Origin of the sequence: Bdellovibrio sp. HCB-110, assembly GCF_047323225.1 — a bacterium.
Classification (GTDB): domain Bacteria; phylum Bdellovibrionota; class Bdellovibrionia; order Bdellovibrionales; family Bdellovibrionaceae; genus Bdellovibrio.
The window spans coordinates 63,478-81,218 of the sequence record NZ_CP178750.1; the positions used below are offsets into that span (position 1 = coordinate 63,478).

The 17,741-nt window shown below is 43.7% G+C and carries 17 protein-coding genes and 1 tRNA gene; 12 read left to right on the forward strand and 6 right to left on the reverse strand.

All coding sequences use genetic code 11. The annotated features are described in order from the left end of the window. Nucleotides 1–38: 38 nt before the first annotated feature. Both ACL934_RS00310 and ACL934_RS00315 read right to left on the reverse strand, forming a co-directional pair. Nucleotides 39–398, reverse strand: coding sequence for a hypothetical protein (locus tag ACL934_RS00310; protein WP_374076643.1), 360 nt, complete (start codon nt 396–398; stop codon nt 39–41). A gap of 107 nt (nt 399–505) precedes the next feature. After that, on the reverse strand, nt 506–1,213 hold the full coding sequence (locus ACL934_RS00315) for a DUF2461 domain-containing protein (RefSeq protein WP_413612877.1): 708 nt from the start codon (nt 1,211–1,213) through the stop codon (nt 506–508). A gap of 193 nt (nt 1,214–1,406) precedes the next feature. Between ACL934_RS00315 and ACL934_RS00320 the strand changes: the two genes are divergently transcribed. The 4 genes from ACL934_RS00320 (at nt 1,407) to murA (ending at nt 4,971) form a co-directional block, all read left to right on the forward strand. Then, nucleotides 1,407–1,652 (forward strand): type B 50S ribosomal protein L31, encoded by a 246-nt coding sequence (locus ACL934_RS00320; protein WP_374076646.1) that lies wholly within the window; start codon nt 1,407–1,409, stop codon nt 1,650–1,652. Nucleotides 1,653–1,763: 111 nt separating this feature from the next. Further along, on the forward strand, nt 1,764–2,840 hold the full coding sequence (gene prfA, locus ACL934_RS00325) for a peptide chain release factor 1 (RefSeq protein WP_413612878.1): 1,077 nt from the start codon (nt 1,764–1,766) through the stop codon (nt 2,838–2,840). A 3-nt stretch (nt 2,841–2,843) separates the two neighbouring features. Then, nucleotides 2,844–3,725, forward strand: a complete 882-nt coding sequence (gene prmC, locus ACL934_RS00330; RefSeq protein WP_413612879.1) for a peptide chain release factor N(5)-glutamine methyltransferase — start codon at nt 2,844–2,846, stop codon at nt 3,723–3,725. Beyond that, the gene (gene murA, locus ACL934_RS00335) at nt 3,718–4,971 is read left to right on the forward strand and encodes a UDP-N-acetylglucosamine 1-carboxyvinyltransferase (protein ID WP_374076652.1); all 1,254 of its coding nucleotides are present in this window, start codon (nt 3,718–3,720) and stop codon (nt 4,969–4,971) included. The genes prmC and murA overlap by 8 nt, the downstream gene beginning before the upstream one ends. 179 nt (nt 4,972–5,150) lie before the next feature. Here the strand turns inward: murA and ACL934_RS00340 are convergent, their stop codons facing one another. Beyond that, nucleotides 5,151–5,546 (reverse strand): hypothetical protein, encoded by a 396-nt coding sequence (locus tag ACL934_RS00340; RefSeq protein WP_374076654.1) that lies wholly within the window; start codon nt 5,544–5,546, stop codon nt 5,151–5,153. Between the two features lie 273 nt (nt 5,547–5,819). Here ACL934_RS00340 and ACL934_RS00345 point away from each other — a divergent pair, with 273 nt between their 5' ends. From ACL934_RS00345 to ACL934_RS00360, 4 genes are all read left to right on the forward strand, one after another. Next, nucleotides 5,820–8,717 carry a tetratricopeptide repeat protein gene (locus ACL934_RS00345; protein WP_374076656.1) on the forward strand — a complete coding sequence of 966 codons (2,898 nt, stop codon included), beginning with the start codon at nt 5,820–5,822 and terminating at the stop codon, nt 8,715–8,717. 23 nt (nt 8,718–8,740) lie between these two features. Then, nucleotides 8,741–9,049, forward strand: a complete 309-nt coding sequence (locus tag ACL934_RS00350; protein ID WP_374076658.1) for a hypothetical protein — start codon at nt 8,741–8,743, stop codon at nt 9,047–9,049. A gap of 69 nt (nt 9,050–9,118) precedes the next feature. Continuing rightward, nucleotides 9,119–10,411, forward strand: a complete 1,293-nt coding sequence (gene serS, locus ACL934_RS00355; protein WP_413612880.1) for a serine--tRNA ligase — start codon at nt 9,119–9,121, stop codon at nt 10,409–10,411. An 87-nt stretch (nt 10,412–10,498) separates the two neighbouring features. Further along, a tRNA-Ser gene (locus ACL934_RS00360) sits at nt 10,499–10,588 on the forward strand. Nucleotides 10,589–10,632: 44 nt separating this feature from the next. Here the strand turns inward: ACL934_RS00360 and ACL934_RS00365 are convergent. After that, nucleotides 10,633–11,376 (reverse strand): hypothetical protein, encoded by a 744-nt coding sequence (locus tag ACL934_RS00365; RefSeq protein WP_413612881.1) that lies wholly within the window; start codon nt 11,374–11,376, stop codon nt 10,633–10,635. A gap of 64 nt (nt 11,377–11,440) precedes the next feature. On the opposite strand from ACL934_RS00365, the gene ACL934_RS00370 reads away from it, so the two are divergent. From ACL934_RS00370 to ACL934_RS00385, 4 genes are all read left to right on the forward strand, one after another. After that, nucleotides 11,441–11,668 (forward strand): helix-turn-helix domain-containing protein, encoded by a 228-nt coding sequence (locus ACL934_RS00370; RefSeq protein WP_413612882.1) that lies wholly within the window; start codon nt 11,441–11,443, stop codon nt 11,666–11,668. A gap of 331 nt (nt 11,669–11,999) precedes the next feature. Continuing rightward, entirely contained in the window at nt 12,000–12,290 is a 291-nt protein-coding gene (locus tag ACL934_RS00375) for a hypothetical protein (RefSeq protein ID WP_413612883.1), read from the forward strand. Nucleotides 12,291–12,310: 20 nt separating this feature from the next. Further along, a complete protein-coding gene (locus ACL934_RS00380) occupies nt 12,311–12,994 on the forward strand; it encodes a hypothetical protein (protein WP_413612884.1) in 684 nt (227 codons plus the stop codon). Nucleotides 12,995–13,106: 112 nt separating this feature from the next. Further along, nucleotides 13,107–13,748 carry a DedA family protein gene (locus ACL934_RS00385; RefSeq protein ID WP_413613504.1) on the forward strand — a complete coding sequence of 214 codons (642 nt, stop codon included), beginning with the start codon at nt 13,107–13,109 and terminating at the stop codon, nt 13,746–13,748. Here ACL934_RS00385 and ACL934_RS00390 read toward each other — a convergent pair. Both ACL934_RS00390 and ACL934_RS00395 read right to left on the reverse strand, forming a co-directional pair. Beyond that, nucleotides 13,745–15,730, reverse strand: coding sequence for an adenylate cyclase (locus ACL934_RS00390; protein ID WP_413612885.1), 1,986 nt, complete (start codon nt 15,728–15,730; stop codon nt 13,745–13,747). The genes ACL934_RS00385 and ACL934_RS00390 overlap by 4 nt on opposite strands. Then, nucleotides 15,693–17,606 carry a hypothetical protein gene (locus ACL934_RS00395; protein WP_413612886.1) on the reverse strand — a complete coding sequence of 638 codons (1,914 nt, stop codon included), beginning with the start codon at nt 17,604–17,606 and terminating at the stop codon, nt 15,693–15,695. Before ACL934_RS00395 ends, ACL934_RS00390 begins: the two co-directional genes overlap by 38 nt. Nucleotides 17,607–17,741: the final 135 nt, after the last annotated feature.

Sequence of the window (17,741 nt, forward strand, 5' to 3'; positions counted from 1 at the left end):
CTCCCTTTTGTTATTTCTAAGTCTGTCGCGTGTATGAGTTAAGGTTTCGGTTGTTTCTTGAGCGTATCAGTTTCACAACCACCAAAAAGTTGTCCGCTGACGCTGCCTTCAAAAGGATAGACGAAGTCAGACATCCCATCGGAACCTTCTTTTGTAAGATTCACTTCCAACCAGTGAGTGATTCCGTCAGCGGTGATTTTTATGATCCCACCTTTTTGATAAGTAACGTGTCCATCTGCCTCTGCCGAGCCTTGATCAGGAGAAGTCACTGCAACTTTATTTGTTTCTGAATTGTAGGTGACGGTTAAAAACGGTTCTGTGAAAGAGCAGTAAATAGTTTCCGCGTGAGCCGCCCCCGATAAGGCAAGCAGAGTAGTTGTTAGGATCAACGATTTCATAAAATATCCTCCTGGTTTCGCGATCAGCTTCAAGGAGGATTCAAAGAGCGGCAAGAGCCGCCCGGTCTTTAAGATAAAAAGCAAAAGATTAAATTGTTAATCAACACTTACCACAGACTTTGGGATTTATTGAGCCAACGTAAAAGAGGCATCATTTGTTTAAACTCTTTGGCGATCTTTTTCGGAAAATCTTTTTTCATCGCGACGCTCTCTTCAAAAGTATGAGAGACGAAAAATTGTTTGTGACGAAGATATTCAATCATCGGATGTTCAGGGGAAATTCCACGGGGAGTGGTTTTTAATTTCTCTCCCTCAAGCGCGCCAAAGTGTTTTTTAAACTCACGAGCTTCCACGATATCCAAAAACGCATCTGGATTTTTCAAAATAGACTCGCGAATTTTTCGAAGTTGCAAAGAGCTTGGCATGTAAAGGCCGCCCGCTACAAACACTTGGCCCGGCTCAAGATGCAAATAAAGCCCAGGGCTGTCCATGTTTTTTGCGTAAGTCCCAAACGGAAAGCTTGCGGCGATGTTCGTTTTATAAGGCGACTTATCTTTGCTAAAGCGCGTGTCGCGATAAATTCTTAAGACATTTCTTTTTGGATTAAAGCCAATTTCAGGGGCAAAGCTTTTGCACTCCTCGGCCAATTCAAAAACAACAGCCATCATGGGGTGGCGAAGAAGTTCTTCATAATTCTCTTTTCGCGGCTGAAACCACTCCCGTTTGTTGTTGCGTTTTAAGGAGCGTAGAAAGCGAAAAGCCTCGGGTTTGAATCCCTGGAAGTCCTGAATTTCGACTTCAGATGAGCTTTTCATTGCAAAACCTCCGGCGTTTGTTACCCTAGTTAAGGTGCTGATAATACGAGGGTATTTATAAACCAATCCACCCCTTCCGCAAGCAGTTTGTTGCCAAAAAAAGCAGCGATTTCTGCTCGACACAGGGGGACCACTATGTTAAACCCTTACATCTTAAGACCCATAGGTTAAATTATTTAGAAGGAATCAGGTCATGAAACAAAACCTACATCCAAAAGTAAATACTGTTGTATTTAAGGATATCTCTTGCGATTACGCATTCTTGGGAACAACTACTCTTCATTCTTCAGAAACTATCAAGTGGGAAGACGGTAAAGAGTATCCTTTGATCAAAGTTGAGATCTCTTCTGCATCTCACCCTTTCTTCACTGGTAAACAACGTGTGATGGATACTGAAGGTCGTATCGATCGTTTCAAAAAACGTTACGGCAAAAAGTAAATTTCGGCCCTCCGTTCGGAGGACGTTCTTGTATGAAATGCGGTTCACTCTTCGAACCGCATTGTCGTTTCTGAGCCCCACGATTTTGCAACCGCTCTAGGAGTAACTCCCATGTTCTCGAAATTGGCTGAAGTTGAATCACGCTATGAAGAAGTCAATATGGCTCTTCAAAGGCCCGATATTGCTTCAAACCAAACTCAGTATCGCGCTTTGATGAAAGAACTTGGCAGCCTTGAAAAGATCGTTGTTCCTTATCGTGACTACAAGAAAAAGACAGAGAACTTAAAAGCCAGCAAAGAGCTTTTAACAGCGGAACAAGATCCAGAAATGCGCGAGTTGATTCGTGAAGAGGTTAAAGAGCTTGAAGCTTCTTTGCCTGAGCTTGAACAACAACTCAAAATCGCCCTGATTCCTAAAGATCCTAACGATGATAAGAATACCATCTTAGAGATCCGCGCAGGAGCCGGTGGTGATGAGGCCGCACTTTTTGCCGATGAGCTTTTCCGTGGTTATGTGCACTACGCTTCTTCTCAAGGCTGGAAAGTCGAAATGATTTCTTACTCTGAAGGTAATGCCGGCGGAGCAAAAGAGATCATCGCGAGCGTCACAGGCGACTCGGTTTTCAGTAAATTGAAGTATGAAAGCGGTGTTCATCGCGTTCAACGTGTTCCAAAAACGGAAGCCGCAGGACGTATTCATACATCCACGGTGACTGTGGCGGTCATTCCTGAAGTTGAAGTGAACGAAATCAAGATCCCGATGAGCGACGTGCGTATTGAAACTATGCGTTCGCAAGGTTCGGGCGGTCAGTCCGTCAATAGAACGGAATCCGCAGTTCGTGTCGTGCATCTTCCGACAGGTCTTGATGTGAAGTGCCAAGAAGGTAAGTCTCAATCTGCCAACAGAGAGCGTGCTTTCCAGATTCTTTACGCTAAGTTGCAACAAATCGAAGACGAGAAGGCTCGTAAAGAAGCTTCCGATGTCCGTTTGGAGCAAATCGGTACGGGAGATCGTTCAGAGCGCATCCGTACTTACAATTTCCCTCAGACTCGTATCACCGATCACCGTATCGGTTTGACGATTCATCAGCTAGACCAGGTCATGGGCGGCTCATTTGAGTTGCTGATTGACCCACTCGTTGCTAACTTCCAAGCAGAGGCTTTAAAAAGACAGACCGCCTCTGCTTAATAAATGAAACTAAAAGAAATCCTCGATAAGACGACGGCATTTTTCAAAGATAAAAAAATCGAAAGCCCCCGCTTGGATGCGGAGCTTTTGCTTGCGCATGGCTTGAAGCTTGAGCGCATTCAACTTTATCTTCGCTTTGATCAACCTATGAAAGAAGACGAGCTTGCGGTGTTACGTGAGCTTGTCCGCCGCCGTGCTTCGGGGGAACCTGTTGCTTACATACTTGGTTATCGCGATTTCTTTGGTCATCGTTTTGAAGTGAACTCTTCCGTTCTTATTCCCCGTCCTGAAACTGAACACGTCGTTGAAGAAGTTGTTAAATGGGCCGAAGGAAAAGAATCTCATTTTGGATTTATTGATCTGGGCTGTGGCTCCGGTTGTATTGGACTTAGTTTACTGAAGGAATTTCCCGAAGCTCGTTTGATCGCCGTCGACCTTTCTGAAAAGGCATTGGAAGTGGCAAAACGCAATGCAGAGACTTTAGAACTTTCTGATCGCGTGAGATTCATTCATGCCGATGCAGCCAACCAAGATATTGTGATGTCAGCCTACAAAGAGTTTGTCGGTAAGGACAAAGTCGATGCCCTCATCTCCAACCCTCCTTACATCGCTCACGGCGACCCGGGTGTGGAAGAAAACGTGAAGAAGTTTGAGCCGAACTCAGCTTTGTATGCAGAGGCTGAGGGACTTGCTTTGTTGAAGAGTTGGTCGCAAGTTTACGGAATTCACTTAAAGTCTCCAGGAATCATGTTGATGGAGATGGGCATGACTCAGGGACCCGCGATGAAAGAGCACTTCGCAAACTTAAAAATATTTAACGAAATCAGTGTCATCAAAGATCTTTCCGGGCATGATAGAGTCATTCGTGGAGTAACGCATGGATAAAATGGTAGTCACGGGCAATGGCCCTCTTAAAGGTACAGTTTCTACGAGTGGCGCGAAGAACGCAGCTCTTCCAATTCTTTTCTCAACACTTCTTGCTGAAGGCACACACGTTTTCAAAAATGTTCCGAAGCTTAAAGACATCGAGTCGACAGCGGAACTATTGCAAAGCCTTGGCTGCGAGACGAAATGGACTGGCGACGAATTCCACGTAACGGTAAGTCCCCTTCAATCTTACGAAGCTTCTTATGATTTAGTTCGTAAAATGCGCGCGAGTTTCTTGTGTATGGGACCGATGCTTGCGAAGTACGGCGAAGCCGTTGTTTCTCAACCCGGTGGTTGTGCGATTGGAAGTCGTCCGATTGATCTTCACTTGGCAGGCTTTCAAGCTCTTGGTGCAGAGATCACGCAAAAAGAAGGTTACGTTCACGCCGCTTCTAAAAAGCTGAAAGGTTCTACTTTCCTTTTTGAAACTGTGACTGTTGGCGGAACTGAGAACGTGATGATGGCAGCTACTCTTGCTGACGGAGTTACGATTCTAGAGAATGCAGCGAAAGAACCAGAGATCGTTGATCTTGCAGAGTATCTAAATAAGATGGGTGCAAAGATCACAGGTCACGGAACAAGTGTGATCCGCATTGAAGGTGTTTCTAAATTGAAACCTGCTGTTCACTCCATCATGCCTGATCGTATTGAGGCGGGAACTTTGTTGATCGCAGGGGCCATCACAAAAGGTCAAGTGACCGTGAATAAGTGCGTGCCTGCACATCTTGAAGCTTTGATTTTAAAAATGCGTGAAGCTGGATTTAAAATTGAAACAACAGCAGACTCAATGACGGTTTTCCCTTGTGATAAGTGGGAAGCCGTCGATATTACGACAGCACCTCACCCGCTTTTCCCGACAGACCTTCAAGCTCAGTTCATGGCTTTGATGACTGTCGCTCACGGAACGAGTGTTATCTCTGAAACTGTTTTTGAAAATCGTTTCATGCACGTGACGGAGTTAACTCGTTTGGGTGCTGATATCACTCCAAAAACTCGCGTGGCTGTTGTGCGCGGAAAGCCAGGTCAGTTGACAGGTGCTCCAGTGATGGCGACAGATCTTCGTGCGAGTGCTTCCCTAGTTCTTGCCGGACTTGTTGCAAGTGGCGAGACAGTTGTAAATCGTATCTATCACTTGGATCGCGGCTACGAAAAATTGGAAGACAAGCTTTCAAGCTTGGGCGCCAACATCCGTCGCATCGACTAGTCGACTGTTGAAAAATTAAGTTCTTAATCAGGCTTCCTTCGGGGAGCCTTTATTATTTTCTGCGATAGTTAAAAAAGAAAAAGGCCTACAAGGAGGGGGTCCGTAGGCCTTTTTAAGAAAAAAAGAAAAGTCTCAGCCCGCGGAGGGGATGGGGCTGAGACCCAATGATCACAAGGTTATTATCTAACCTCGCTGATACCGAACACAAAGAAGACGACCGTTTTGTTCCCAGAACCGAAACCAGGGAGGGGGTCCACAGTTTCAAGCTCGAAGTTGGGAGCAAGTTGATGTTCAAGTTCAATACCGCTAATCATAACTTTAGAACCAATAAAAGCTGTAAGATCCATTTGTGACTTCAATACGAAGAATGATTGCTGATCTTCCATCGCCAAAACTAGCGATCCGTCAGCCAAAGCCACGATTTCACCTACATGTGTTTTGAAGTTGTAGTTTTGAAGTTCAGATGAAGTAAGTTCTTCGCCTTGTGCATTGTTTGGTAGAACTCCTGCGCGAGCCACTGCTGAAATCGCGAGAACAACCAAGATGTATACTGCTATCAATGCGTTTCTGATCACTTATCTAATCTCCCCAAATAACAACTAACATCTAGGTATAGAGCAAACCGTGTGCCAATTTGAGACACTCTTGGAACTGCCTTAATTTCGATTTGAGGACCGACCTCCGTCGTCCTCACACTCAAATCGGAACCAGAGGTAATTCCATAATGGGACGGAGGTTCTATTCTGGAACCATCTTTTGGGTCCATTCCTTGACTAAAGCACAGACCTTCAAGGCCAGTCCGCAGGACCCTAGTCCCTTGTTAAAAAGCTCAGTATAATCAACTGTCTATGTCACGTATTCAGGTCACTTGGGTTGTTAAAACACGGAATGGTCAAGTTAAAGGGCCATACTCCACAGAAGCCATTCTTCGCATGATTGGCGAGGGCGTCTTTTCCGGTCAGGAAATGATCTCGAAACTTCCCGATGGACAATGGACTTTGATTTCTAAAGAGGCTGCGTTCTACGACAAACTTCTCGAAGCTCTTGAAGGCGTTGTCGATGTTGATCCAAAAAAAGCGCAAAAGATGGAAGCGGAAACGGTGATCGTGCATGCGCCGAAGCCTCCGCCGAAACAACAACCGCAAGGAAATCAAACGCCGACTCCCGACAGTTTTGCAAATATCAAAGTAGATAAACCAAAACAGCAGATCGACGTTTATGATCGTCCTGCTTATGTGCCGCCGGCGTCGGTGCCCATTGCCAATGTGACTTCGAATCAAAAATCCGATTCAGTGATTGAGCTTTCAAATTTGAAGAACATGGAAAAGGGCGAGATCGCAAAAAACTTAAAACTTCCTGCGATCATCCTTGCGTGCGTGATTGTCATTGGTGTTTTTCTTCTGTGGGACAGCGGCCCTGCGGATGGATCGAAGATTCATTTGTTAGCTCCAGGAAAATCTTCAGCGACGTTGTCTGATCAACAAGTTAAAGAGAAATTGAACGAAGCTCTTTATGCGATGGAGCAGGATACTTTTGAGTCTTATATCGCGGCTCAAAACAAATTGGTTTCTATCGTTGAGGGCGCTCCGATGAATATCGAAGTCAGAGCTCTTCTTTGTGTGGTTTACAAAGAGCTTTGGCCGTTTTCTGTCCAAGATGCCCAAGATATTAAAACCGTGGCTGCGGCGACTCAGGCGACGAGAGCTTTGAACATCGTGAGTCCCTTCGGACAAGTTTGTGAATCTGTAAAATTGATGACTTCCGGTCGATACAAAGAAGCGAAAGGCGTTGTTGAGTCGACTCTTGAAACCAATGAGCCGTTCTCTTTATTGCCGGTGATGTATGACTTTAAAGCGGAGCTTCTTGAGGGTGAAAAAGATCTGATGAATGCCGTTCCCTACTATGAAAAAGCCGCGCAGCTTTGGGAAAAATGGCTTCACCCGCAAGTGGCGCTTGGAAAAGTTTTGTTAGAGCAAGGTGATTTCACGTCGGGTGCGAGCTTGCTTAAAAATGTCGTCGCTAAAAATCCAAAACATCGTGAAGCCAAGATTCTTTTGGGTGTGATTGAGTATCGTGGATTTAAAAAATCAGACACGGCTTATAGTTATTTGAGCACGGCTTTGGAATCTAAGGGACGAGTCTCTCAGCTCATTGAAGCCGATGGGTATTCTGTGCTTGCGGAAATCTATGTTCTTCGTGGGGAGAAACGAAAAGCGTTGGATGCAGCTCAAAAAGGATTTTCTTTAAATCCAAACAACAGTGAGATTCGCCAACTCGTAATTCGTCTTGGCGGCTCTGACAAAATCAAAGGTGAAAAAGGTCAGAATAACGAACTTCTTTACTTGGGTGACCAATACGTCCGTCAGGGAGACTTCTTGGCGGCTCAAGCCGAGTTCAAAGCAGCCTTTGAAGTCGATCCAAAAAATGGAACGGCAGCAATGAAGGCAGCAAAATGTTTGTGGCAACTCAATCAAAGTTTTGAAGCGATCGAGTGGCTCAATAAAGCCATTAAGGCAGAGCCAAAACTAATTTCTGCCTATGTTCTTCGGGCCGATTACATGTCGCAAAGATTCGATTTTGTGGGAGCACTGCAAACTCTCACAAATGCGACAAGAATTGCTCCGAATAACTATGAAGTTTTGCGTGGCCTCGCGATGTTGGAGTTCCGCAAAAACAACATGGTCGGTGCGATCAGTTTTGCGATGCGCGCGGTGAAAGCTTACGACGGAGACATCGAAACTTTCATTCTTCTTTCTAAAGCGAATGGACTGCTTGCCCGCTCTGTGATGCCGATCAATAAAAAAGAGATCGAGCGAAAAGAAAATGCTGCTAAAGATGCTATTCGTTATGCAACAAAAGCAGTCGAGATTGATGCGACAAATCCCGAAGCACAAATCACTTATGCGAAGATGCTAGCGCAAACGAATGGTGTGGACTCTGGGATTAATTATCTCAATGAGTTGATCAAACGCTTCTCTTACACATTGGATTATCGTGTCGCTTTGGCAGAGGTTTATAAATCGGAGGATCGTTATAGTCAGTCTAAGGAAATTTACGAAAAAGTCGTGGAAGCCGACCCTAAAAATAAAAAAGCGTGGTTGGGTTTGGGAGAGAGTGAAAAAGCTCTGGGTCTCAACGACAAAGCACTGAAAGCCTTCTTAAGCGCCGCCGTCTTAGATCCGACAGATGGAGAAGCTCTGTTTCAAGCTGGTAAGCTGTATTTGGAAACAAGTCGATTTGAAGAAGCCATTCAGCAGTTTAAACGTGTGCAAAGACTCAATCCCAACTACCCGCGCACTTATTATTATATCGGAAAAGCGGCGTTCTCTTCTGGGGATTTTGGAATGGCATTAGAGGCATCTAAGGCTGAAAAGAAAATCAATCCGAACGTGGCTGACTCATATATTCTTGCGGCTGAAGTTTTCACGGCGCGCAGACAGTATGCGGAATGTGCGGCGGAGTATTCTCAAGCGATGAAACTCCGTCCTCAAGGGGCGGATATTTACGTGAAGTCAGCGACTTGTTATCGCCAATCGGGCTCCATTGATGTGGCCGAAGACATGTTGGCATTGGCGGCGGCTCGCGAAAGTGGTTATGCAGAGATTTATAGAGAGCAAGGGGCGATCTATGAAGTGAAGGGCGACGCTCGCTCTGCGGCGCAGGCTTATAATAAATATTTAGGCCTCTCGCCAAATGCCTTGGATCGTGCTGAAATAGAGAACAAACTTTTAAGACTCGGCAACTAGGACGGACAACGGAGGAACAAGCCATGGGAATCGGCGATAAAATGAGAGGACTTGCAAGCAGCGCACAAGAGGGCGTTAAGTCATCCACGCTTTCCTTTTTTCATTTCACATTACGCTTTATAACAGGAATTCTGTTGGGACTCGTCCTTGGTCTAATCGGTCAGGAGCTTGTCGGCTATGGAACTTTTGCTCTTATTTTTGTAATGGTTGTGGTTCTTGGGGTCATCTTAAAGCTTCTTGCGAACTGGAGTGTTGGACAAATTTTGATCTTTGATCTGATTTGCGTCCTTGTAGCAATGCTATTAAGAATGTATATACTGGTAGCCCCCTGAAGGCCGACAACGCAGTCGAATGGGCCTTTTTGATCAGCCTTGTGTAGTCTTTGAAAAGGATTCTTTGAAATGATCGATATTAAACTTCTTGAGAAAAAAGCTGAAAATGGACCTTCTTACTTTGATGAATACAAGCAAGGCTTGATCAATCGTGGTGCATCGACAGACATCCTTGAAAAAATCATGGAGCTCAATAAAAAGCGCAAAGAAATGATCACGCAAGCTGAGTCAGCGAAAGCCAATCAGAATAAACTCAGCGGTGAAATCGGAAAGCTTAAGCGCGAAGGTAAAGATGCTTCTGCAATTTTAGCGGAAGTAGAAACTTTAAAATCTCAAGTGAAAGAACTTGAAGCAAAAGCTGCGGAAGCAGATCAAGAAGTGACGAACTTGGCTTTGGTGATTCCAAACAAGCCGAATGCTTCTGTGCCAGTGGGTTCTTCTGAAAAAGAAAATAAAGAACTTAAAGTTATTGGAACTCCGACGAAGTTTTCTTTCAAACCGAAGGAACACTGGGAGCTTGGCGAATCTTTGAATATCATTGATTTTGAAAGAGCCGGCAAAACAACGGGAACTCGCTTTGCCTTCCTTAAAGGAGCGGCTGCGCAAATGGAGCGTGCACTCATCCAATTTATGATGGATTTGCACTCTACAAAACATGGTTATACAGAAATGATTCCTCCGTTCATGGTGAATTCTAACAGTTTGCTTGGAACTGGAAACTTCCCGAAATTTAAAGAAGACGTTTTCCATTTGGAAGGTTGGGATCTTTATTTGATTCCGACTGCCGAAGTGCCTGTAACGAACTACTACAATGGCGAGATCTTGGATGAAAAAGATTTGCCACAAAGTTTCTGCGCGTATTCTCCATGCTTCCGTTCTGAAGCTGGAAGTGCAGGTCGCGATACAAAAGGTCTGATCCGTCAGCATCAGTTCGACAAAGTAGAACTCATGACGTTCTGTCATCCGGATAAGTCTTATGAAGTTCATGAGGCTTTGACGTCTCACGCAGAACAAGTATTGATGGATTTGGAACTTCCATTCCGCCGTATGCTTCTGTGCACGGGCGATATGGGTTTTGGATCTGCAAAGACGCACGATTTGGAAGTATGGCTTCCGGGTCAGAACACGTACCGCGAGATCAGCTCATGTTCTAACTTTGAGGACTTCCAAGCTCGTCGCGCGAATATTCGCTTCCGCACAGCGGGCGGCAAACCTCAATTCGTTCACACTTTGAACGGATCTGCCCTCGCAGTAGGCAGAACATTGGTAGCAATCTTAGAAAACTACCAACGCGAAGACGGTTCCGTAGCCATCCCAAAAGCTCTGCAAAGCTACATGGGCGGCAAAACCGAAATCCGCTAAAAGGTGCCAGGGGATTTTTTCTAACTGGGGTGCGTTAGACGCAACAACTGCTTGAATACTCACGTCAAAACCCATAAAACGGTCGACGGAGAGTTGGTAGAGTGGTTGAATACACCAGTCTTGAAAACTGGCAGCCCTTCGCGGGGCTCGAGGGTTCGAATCCCTCACTCTCCGCCATTTAGTAAAAAGCCGCCATAGAGCGGCTTTTTCTATTTCTAGGCTTAAAGTTCCTTGGCCTGACTCTTTCTTCTTTTTTTTAAATAGTCCTCTTTGGCGACAGGATATGTTTGAAAGATTCGTTCTATTTCCGCATCGGACAAGTCTAATGGATAGTTATTTGTCATATTAAATGAGTTACATAGAGCTTCGTCATTGCCGAAGTATTCCCCAGACGACAGTTTCCTTGAAGCTAATCGGCAATCCATCCATTGGGTACTTTTTCCGAGTAAGTAATCCAACCGATTCCAGAATATGTTATAAATGGCATTGCCTTGCTCCGTCGAAGACTGGTTTGGGGTGGTTATTGCGCCGACTGCTGTAGCGCTGGTATTTCCGCTAGTCGTAGAAACGGATACTTTTACTTTCCAACTATCTGTCGTGGGTTCCACTTGGAAGTTCCAAACATCTGTTCCAGATGCAGCCCCGATAACAATATATACGAGCCAATTTCTTGAGGCTGTAAACCCATTTTCGGAGTGATGGAATTTAAAGTCATCCCCATCAGCTAGCCGCAAGACTTCTTCTGCTTTTGCAATAAGTGTTTCTTTGGTTACCCCTGAGTAGTTTCTCTGTGTTAAAGCCAACCATTCATCGCGACTTAGTTGTTTTTGGTGAGCACAGGAAGCCGTAAGTACTGTGAGCACACCCATTAATATAATCTTTCTAAGAGTTCTATTTAATGCTCCGTTTTTTGGGATTCTGGCGCATTCAACGTAGATCGGCAATTTCAAGAACAATTTCTTCATTCTACCTTCAAATACATATTATCGGGCGTACTACTCATCGGTGGTGTTAAACAAAATCTTGAGAATGAATATTGATCTCCAAGAGCAAAAATTTCTTAAGAAACTAGGAGCTAGACTACGCGACTTACGCCATAAAAAGGGATGGACGCTGGAGGAAGCGGAAGAGCATGGATGGTCTAATTGGAGACATCTACAGAAAATGGAAGCGGGAAAGAATGTAACAATAATTACGCTTTGGAAGGTATCGAAACTCTACAAGATTAGCCTTCACGATCTTCTTAATTTTGAATAGGTCTGTTAAAATTTGCGTCCGATGATCTTACGTCTTTTCGGCTATCGGTCTTTTTCTCAAGTTTAATTCAATTAGTTCCTTGTTCATCAATTGCTTTTTCCGGACGCAAGTCAGTTCTGTTGACGTCACTATACTAAATTTAATTTATACATTATCCTTTAGGCGTTTAAAGAAATAAGGAGTTCCCGTGCGGAGTAGAATTTTAGTACACATCATTTTCGTGCTCTTCTTGGTTCCATCGGCACGAGCTGAAACTATTGCGTGGGATTCCGAAATTACATATCCCCCCTATTCGGAAGTTATGCCAACCAATCAGTGTATTAGTGCTTGTATGAAAGAGATATGGGGATCTGTCAGTGCTGGCTTTCTTCTGGGCATTCCTATTCTGTCCGCAAATCCAATTGCAGGAGTAACAGTGGGAACTAGTTTTGCAGTTGTTGGAGGTTTGTCTGCGGGTGTTCATTGTGTATTTTCGTCTATATGTGCAAAAACCAGGAAACAAGAGTTTCAGGAAAAGGAAACCCTTCGTTTAAAAGTAGAAAACGATTTGAGGGAAGAAAAACTTAGATCTCGAGAGTTACACTATGGAGAAGAAGAGAAGAATAAACGGGGCCAAGAATAAAGGGAATGACGATGCAACTTATGAAAGAACTACTGAAACAGAATGGAGTTTTAAGGCTCGGGATTTTTGTCCTAATAACCGCTATTCCTCTCGGATTAGTTGTGGGTTATTTACTGTTTTTAAGTTATTGGTTTATTAGCGGTGGAATTAGATTTCAAGACTTCGGATATTTTCTAGTACTTGCGTTGATTTTTTTTGGAGTTAATTCTAATGATTTTTTTGGTCCGAATCGCAATGGAACACTACTGCCCAAGCATACGATCATGCTTTGCTCGCTTCCGTTCGCCATGTTTTATGGTTCAAAAAGTGACAGTGGTTTATTTTTCGGATTTTTGTTTTTGTATTCGATGTATTTAAATTATTCTAGGAATCCTGAAAATAAAGGATTTTATTGGCAATACGAAAATGCTACTGCAAATTTCTCTGTTGAAGACGTTTCCGAGGCAATTAGAAAGCAGTTCTTTTTGGTTAGAACTGAACAAAAGGACCAATCCTTTTTAATTAAAGGCTTCGGATTGTGGGCGTTTCAGATAATCGCCGAACAGAAAGACAAGGAGCTCAGGATTAGAATTGAGCCAATGTCATCAGGTATAACATTCTTTCTTTTTCTTAAAGTAATGCCGGGTGCGATGGGTGAGTTTTACGGCAAACAAATTTTAAAAAACTTAGGATTGTCATTAGAGGCTTCGAAGGTTGGGGTGTAGATTCTACGAAAGGCGTTCTCCGAGCGCCTTTTTTTATTTTTGCGTCGAAGGTAGGCTCGTGAACCTATTTATCTTGCTCTAAAGATGATTTCCAAACATTCTGGGCTCTATGATGGAATTCGTTGATATTATTTTGCATCTTGATCAGCACATCCCTGAATGGATCGCTTTCTTCGGTCCGTGGTTGTATGTGGTTTTATTCCTTATCATCTTTGCAGAGACAGGCCTTGTGGTAACTCCGTTTTTACCTGGTGACTCTTTGCTATTTGCATTGGGTGCTTTCACGACGGTCGAGAATGGCTTGAATTTGTGGCTACTTCTTTCGATCTTAACAATCGCGGGAATTTTAGGGGACACCGTCAACTATCACATAGGTAAGTACGTCGGTCCGAAGGTCTTTGAGAGCAATTCACGCTTCTTTAAAAAAGAATATTTAGATCAAACCCAAGCTTTCTATGACAAGTGGGGTCCTTTCACGATCGTCGCTGCTCGCTTTGCACCGATTGTTCGAACCTTTGCTCCGTTTGTTGCGGGCATTGGTTCTATGAACTACAAAAAGTTTTTATCTTACAATGTGATCGGCGCGGTCGCGTGGGTTTTCATTTTTATTTTGGCGGGACACTTCTTTGGAAATCTTCCCGTTGTTAAAAAGAATTTCCACATTGTGATCTTCGGCGTGATTGGGGTTTCGTTGATTCCAATGGTGTGGCCGTGGATTTCAAGCAGGATTCAAAAAATGAAGGCGAATCACTAAGCCACTTTCGTGGTTTTGATCGCCTGCATTTTCACTAATATCGGATTCGCTTTCAAGAAAACCGGATCCGCTTCTTGATAGTAAGCAAGAATACTTTGTAGAGCATACTCGCCGGACCGTTTGTGGGTTGGGTGAGAACTGTTGAGAAGTCTGTGGAGAGCGTCCCAGACATCAGCGTTGAGCTGTTGTTTTGCGACTTCAACAATCGTATCCGCTGCGACGCGATTATTTGAAGAGAACATATTCTCCCAAATTCTGCGCGCTGGATAACCGTAGCGACCTAAGACGACAATAGCATTTGCTTGAACGCGTGGATCTTTGTGATCTAGAAGCTTCACGACGGAGTCTTGGAGAGCTGTGCTCCAAAGTCCTTTTGGAATAATTCTGCCCAGAAGACTCACGACGGCTGAAAGAGCTTTCGTGCTAAGAAGACCTTCTTCTTCGCCACGCAAGAATGAAGTCAGAGTGAGTTCTGACTCCGTAACGATTTCTCGAGTTGTATGTTCAAATCTATGGTATTTCAAAGCTGTCAGCATTCTCACGATATCGTCATCGCGTCTTGTAACTGCCATCAGACGCACTTTTTTAAGAACAAAGAGCATGTGTTCATCACTGCGGAAATAGGCAAGACGTTCCCACATATTAGATTCAAACACCCATTCGATAGAGTTGAAATCCCGAGAACGACAAAGAAGCGACTCCTCTTTGAATCCTTTAAGCTGATTCACTTTCCGATCAAAGATAAATGCCAAACCGTCAGCGCTAGCTGAAGCCTCTTGGAAGAACGTCAGAACTTGATGAGTTTTGTCGTCGATCAATGAAAGCAAACGAACAGACTCGATCAGAGGAAGGCCGCTCAAAGCATGTCCTTCATCTAAACGTGTGAATCTCATTGTGCCTTTGGCAAAGGAACCTTTCAGTTTGAAGTAGTGATTGGCCTCTTCGGGGAGGTTCTTTTCAATCACAGTTGCCTCATAGAAGAGATCGCGAATACAAGCAATAGCCAACGATTCAGAAGACAGATCCGGAGTTGTTTCATCTTTAAAAAGAAAAACGATTTCGTCCCCAACGAATTGATAAATGAGTCCACCGTGGCGCTCAATCACTTCACGAGCTTTCGCAAAGTATTGATTGAGGATCGTTGTTACGTACTTATCGTCTTTTTCCAAGAACATCTGCGTGTATCCATTGAGGTCGATACGACACAAAGTCGCCGAGAAACTATACGGTGCTTCTTTCCCACTTTTCAATTCATGGCGAATCGCAGGCCCTACGGTTTCCCCGTAGACCTCACTGAGTTTTTCAAGACGAACACGTTCACCTTCAAGTCCCATGGACGCTTTGAGGATGGTTTCGGCTTCGGCGGAAGTGGCTTTTATGTTTGCGATTTCGGAGCGGGAGCGGCTGGAGAGAAGCTTGCTAAGGTTGATAATGTCTCTTAATAAGAGATACGCAACAAAACCTAAGAATGTAGTAACAACAACAATGTCTTTAATAAACATGGGGAGCATGTTTTTTAAGGTAGCTATGATTGTTTTTCTGGCGTTTGAATTAATCCCCGCCGTCAGGCGATAGTCCATGACTTTGATGGTTTTAAATTTAAGACCGTCGACCTCAATAAGCTTATTGAAATTGACATAGTTGTGATTGATGTCTTCAAGATTGCCAGAGTTGTTTTCAAAAAAAACAGGCTCCTCACCTTTTTGCAGAATGAAAAAATCAACGAATCCTAACTTACGTGCCTGAGATAACTTGTCATGAAGTCCATCAGGATGTTCCTGAACAAGGGACCCAATGCTAGATTGCAGAATATAATCCAGATTTGCTTTTCTCGCGGCTCCCAAGTGATCAGCCAGTTTCGATCCCTGAATATAGAATTGATATCCAGTAAAGGCGACATACCCAACCCAGAAGAAAGCCAACAGAAGTATTAGAATAGATTTTTTATTTTTGCCGAACAAAGCGATCTCCTTGGTCGACAAAAATAATTTCTCCCTTAGAAGCACCGTATGTATTGCCGCCCAAATCATAGACGGTAATATTATTTTTCTTCAGTGTTTGCACGAATCCTTGATCTTTCAATTTTCCACGAGCTTGCTGGTAAGATCCCCCAGAGAAGAACGACACAACTTCATCGCGACTTGGAACGTAAGATCCACCCGCTGTTTGAGAGGAAGTTCCTCGTCGTTGTGGAGAGGTAGACGTGGACTCATTGGACGATTGTGAACCTGAGCTGAGATTGGCTGAAGATGCTCCTCTTCCGGCGGCTCCATAGCTTCCCCCACCGCTGCTACTTGCTTGTTCTGTATTATTAGTCTGTGAGGAGGCAGAAGCAGAGACATCAGATGAACCTGTTTTAGTGCTTGCGGGAACTCTTCCGACGCTTGAGCTTGGTGTGACAGCAGGTTTTGTTAGATCAACTTCCTCTTTTATATATTCACCTTTGCCAAGGCTGTTGCCGTTTGCAGAGGCAGCGATTTTCACTGTGGGTGCTTTTGCTCCAACAGTCGACATATCAAGTTGATAATCACTCGCAGGAGATCGAGAGGAATCACTTACGCGTCTTGCAGGTCTTGAATCGTCAGAAGATGAAGTTGAAGATGCACTATAAGATGGTGAGCTTGCGTAGCTGCTAGAACTAGAAGAGGAGCCAGACGAAGACGTGCCTGATCCCGAAGTTGTACTAGAGCTAGAAGCTAAAGATGTAGGCTCGGCGGCGACCGCAGGAGTAGACCCCAAGACACTCTCAGCCATTCTCACAACACCGCTAGTTTGCGCTTTACTAACTTCTGCAACGGTTGCTGTTCCCGCAGCATCAGCCATGCGATTCATATCAACAGGAGATTTATCTTTTGAAGGATTCAATGGGGTTTCAGCAACACTCTTTGGGATTTTTTGGCTTGCAGAATTTGCAGCAATTTTTTCTCCATTTAAGATGTCGAGTTCGGATGTGAACGTACTGCTGGTAAATTTCGATGCATCCGATAGTTGCGAGGCCAACTCTGCTTTATTGATTTTTTCGTTAGACTTTTTACCGTTAACGCAAAAATTAGTTATGGCATCATTTAACTTTTCATTCTTCAAGGATGAAATATGCAAGGACTCGTGGAAAAGTTGAGCCTTAAGATCCTGATTAGAAACTTCACTGATATTCTTTCCAAACTGAAACTGTATTTGTTTGCCAGACTCGGTAACCTTCATTGGGTTCTTCGGAGTTAATTCTTCAACTTTCTTACAGGAAAGAACGGGAGATTCAGAGGTCTTCCCTAAATCGACGAATTTTATGATGGAGTTCTTGAATCCTATAATAGCTTTTTCATGATTTAAGGGGCCATCCTTTTCTCCAAAAGTATTTATAAAATACTTCCCTACTTCGGGACTCTCAAGGCAGCTTAATAAGCTATTATCATTGGTTCCCGGAGGCGAAAAAACTTCCGAAGACACATCTCTAAGTTTTTTATATACGGGTGCATCCAACTCTTTGTAGCACTGTTCGCCAATAAAATTTTCAACCGAAATTGAAATGTTATTTTTGGATATTTGAGAAAATGATGCCTTTAGCTTTTCCCATTCTGCTTTTTGGTTACTCGAGCAAAGGGGACCTTCGGAAGTAAAATTGTAGACAAATTGTTTTCGTTGCACGGCATAGGCGACGTTGAAAGCACCATCCTTTGCAAAAAGGATTCTTTCGCTTACAGAATTATTTTTAATATGCCTTATATGGTACACAGATACGTTCTTTTGGAAATAAACCTCAATAACGAGATCACCTTTTTTGATTCTCCAAAAATCAATATTATTATCTAAATCGTAATCAATGCGCGTGTCTTCATACTCATTGTCAATCAATGAAAACACTTTTCTTTTCTGCTCTATTGAAGAAAAAGGAGTAACAGAAACACCCTTGGCGGGGTGAGCATCGAAAACTAAATAAATAGAAAATATTAATAGTAGGTACCGCATCTACTAGCGCATATCGGAATAATAGGAATC

What these genes read in the sequence shown, in the direction of transcription:
- ACL934_RS00310 (WP_374076643.1), bottom strand. Translation starts at nt 398, where the DNA reads ATGAAATCGTTGATCCTAACAACTACTCTGCTTGCCTTATCGGGGGCG.
- ACL934_RS00315 (WP_413612877.1), bottom strand. Translation starts at nt 1,213, where the DNA reads ATGAAAAGCTCATCTGAAGTCGAAATTCAGGACTTCCAGGGATTCAAA.
- ACL934_RS00320 (WP_374076646.1), top strand. Translation starts at nt 1,407, where the DNA reads ATGAAACAAAACCTACATCCAAAAGTAAATACTGTTGTATTTAAGGAT.
- prfA (WP_413612878.1), top strand. Translation starts at nt 1,764, where the DNA reads ATGTTCTCGAAATTGGCTGAAGTTGAATCACGCTATGAAGAAGTCAAT.
- prmC (WP_413612879.1), top strand. Translation starts at nt 2,844, where the DNA reads ATGAAACTAAAAGAAATCCTCGATAAGACGACGGCATTTTTCAAAGAT.
- murA (WP_374076652.1), top strand. Translation starts at nt 3,718, where the DNA reads ATGGATAAAATGGTAGTCACGGGCAATGGCCCTCTTAAAGGTACAGTT.
- ACL934_RS00345 (WP_374076656.1), top strand. Translation starts at nt 5,820, where the DNA reads ATGTCACGTATTCAGGTCACTTGGGTTGTTAAAACACGGAATGGTCAA.
- ACL934_RS00350 (WP_374076658.1), top strand. Translation starts at nt 8,741, where the DNA reads ATGGGAATCGGCGATAAAATGAGAGGACTTGCAAGCAGCGCACAAGAG.
- serS (WP_413612880.1), top strand. Translation starts at nt 9,119, where the DNA reads ATGATCGATATTAAACTTCTTGAGAAAAAAGCTGAAAATGGACCTTCT.
- ACL934_RS00365 (WP_413612881.1), bottom strand. Translation starts at nt 11,376, where the DNA reads ATGAAGAAATTGTTCTTGAAATTGCCGATCTACGTTGAATGCGCCAGA.
- ACL934_RS00370 (WP_413612882.1), top strand. Translation starts at nt 11,441, where the DNA reads ATGAATATTGATCTCCAAGAGCAAAAATTTCTTAAGAAACTAGGAGCT.
- ACL934_RS00375 (WP_413612883.1), top strand. Translation starts at nt 12,000, where the DNA reads ATGAAAGAGATATGGGGATCTGTCAGTGCTGGCTTTCTTCTGGGCATT.
- ACL934_RS00380 (WP_413612884.1), top strand. Translation starts at nt 12,311, where the DNA reads ATGAAAGAACTACTGAAACAGAATGGAGTTTTAAGGCTCGGGATTTTT.
- ACL934_RS00385 (WP_413613504.1), top strand. Translation starts at nt 13,107, where the DNA reads ATGGAATTCGTTGATATTATTTTGCATCTTGATCAGCACATCCCTGAA.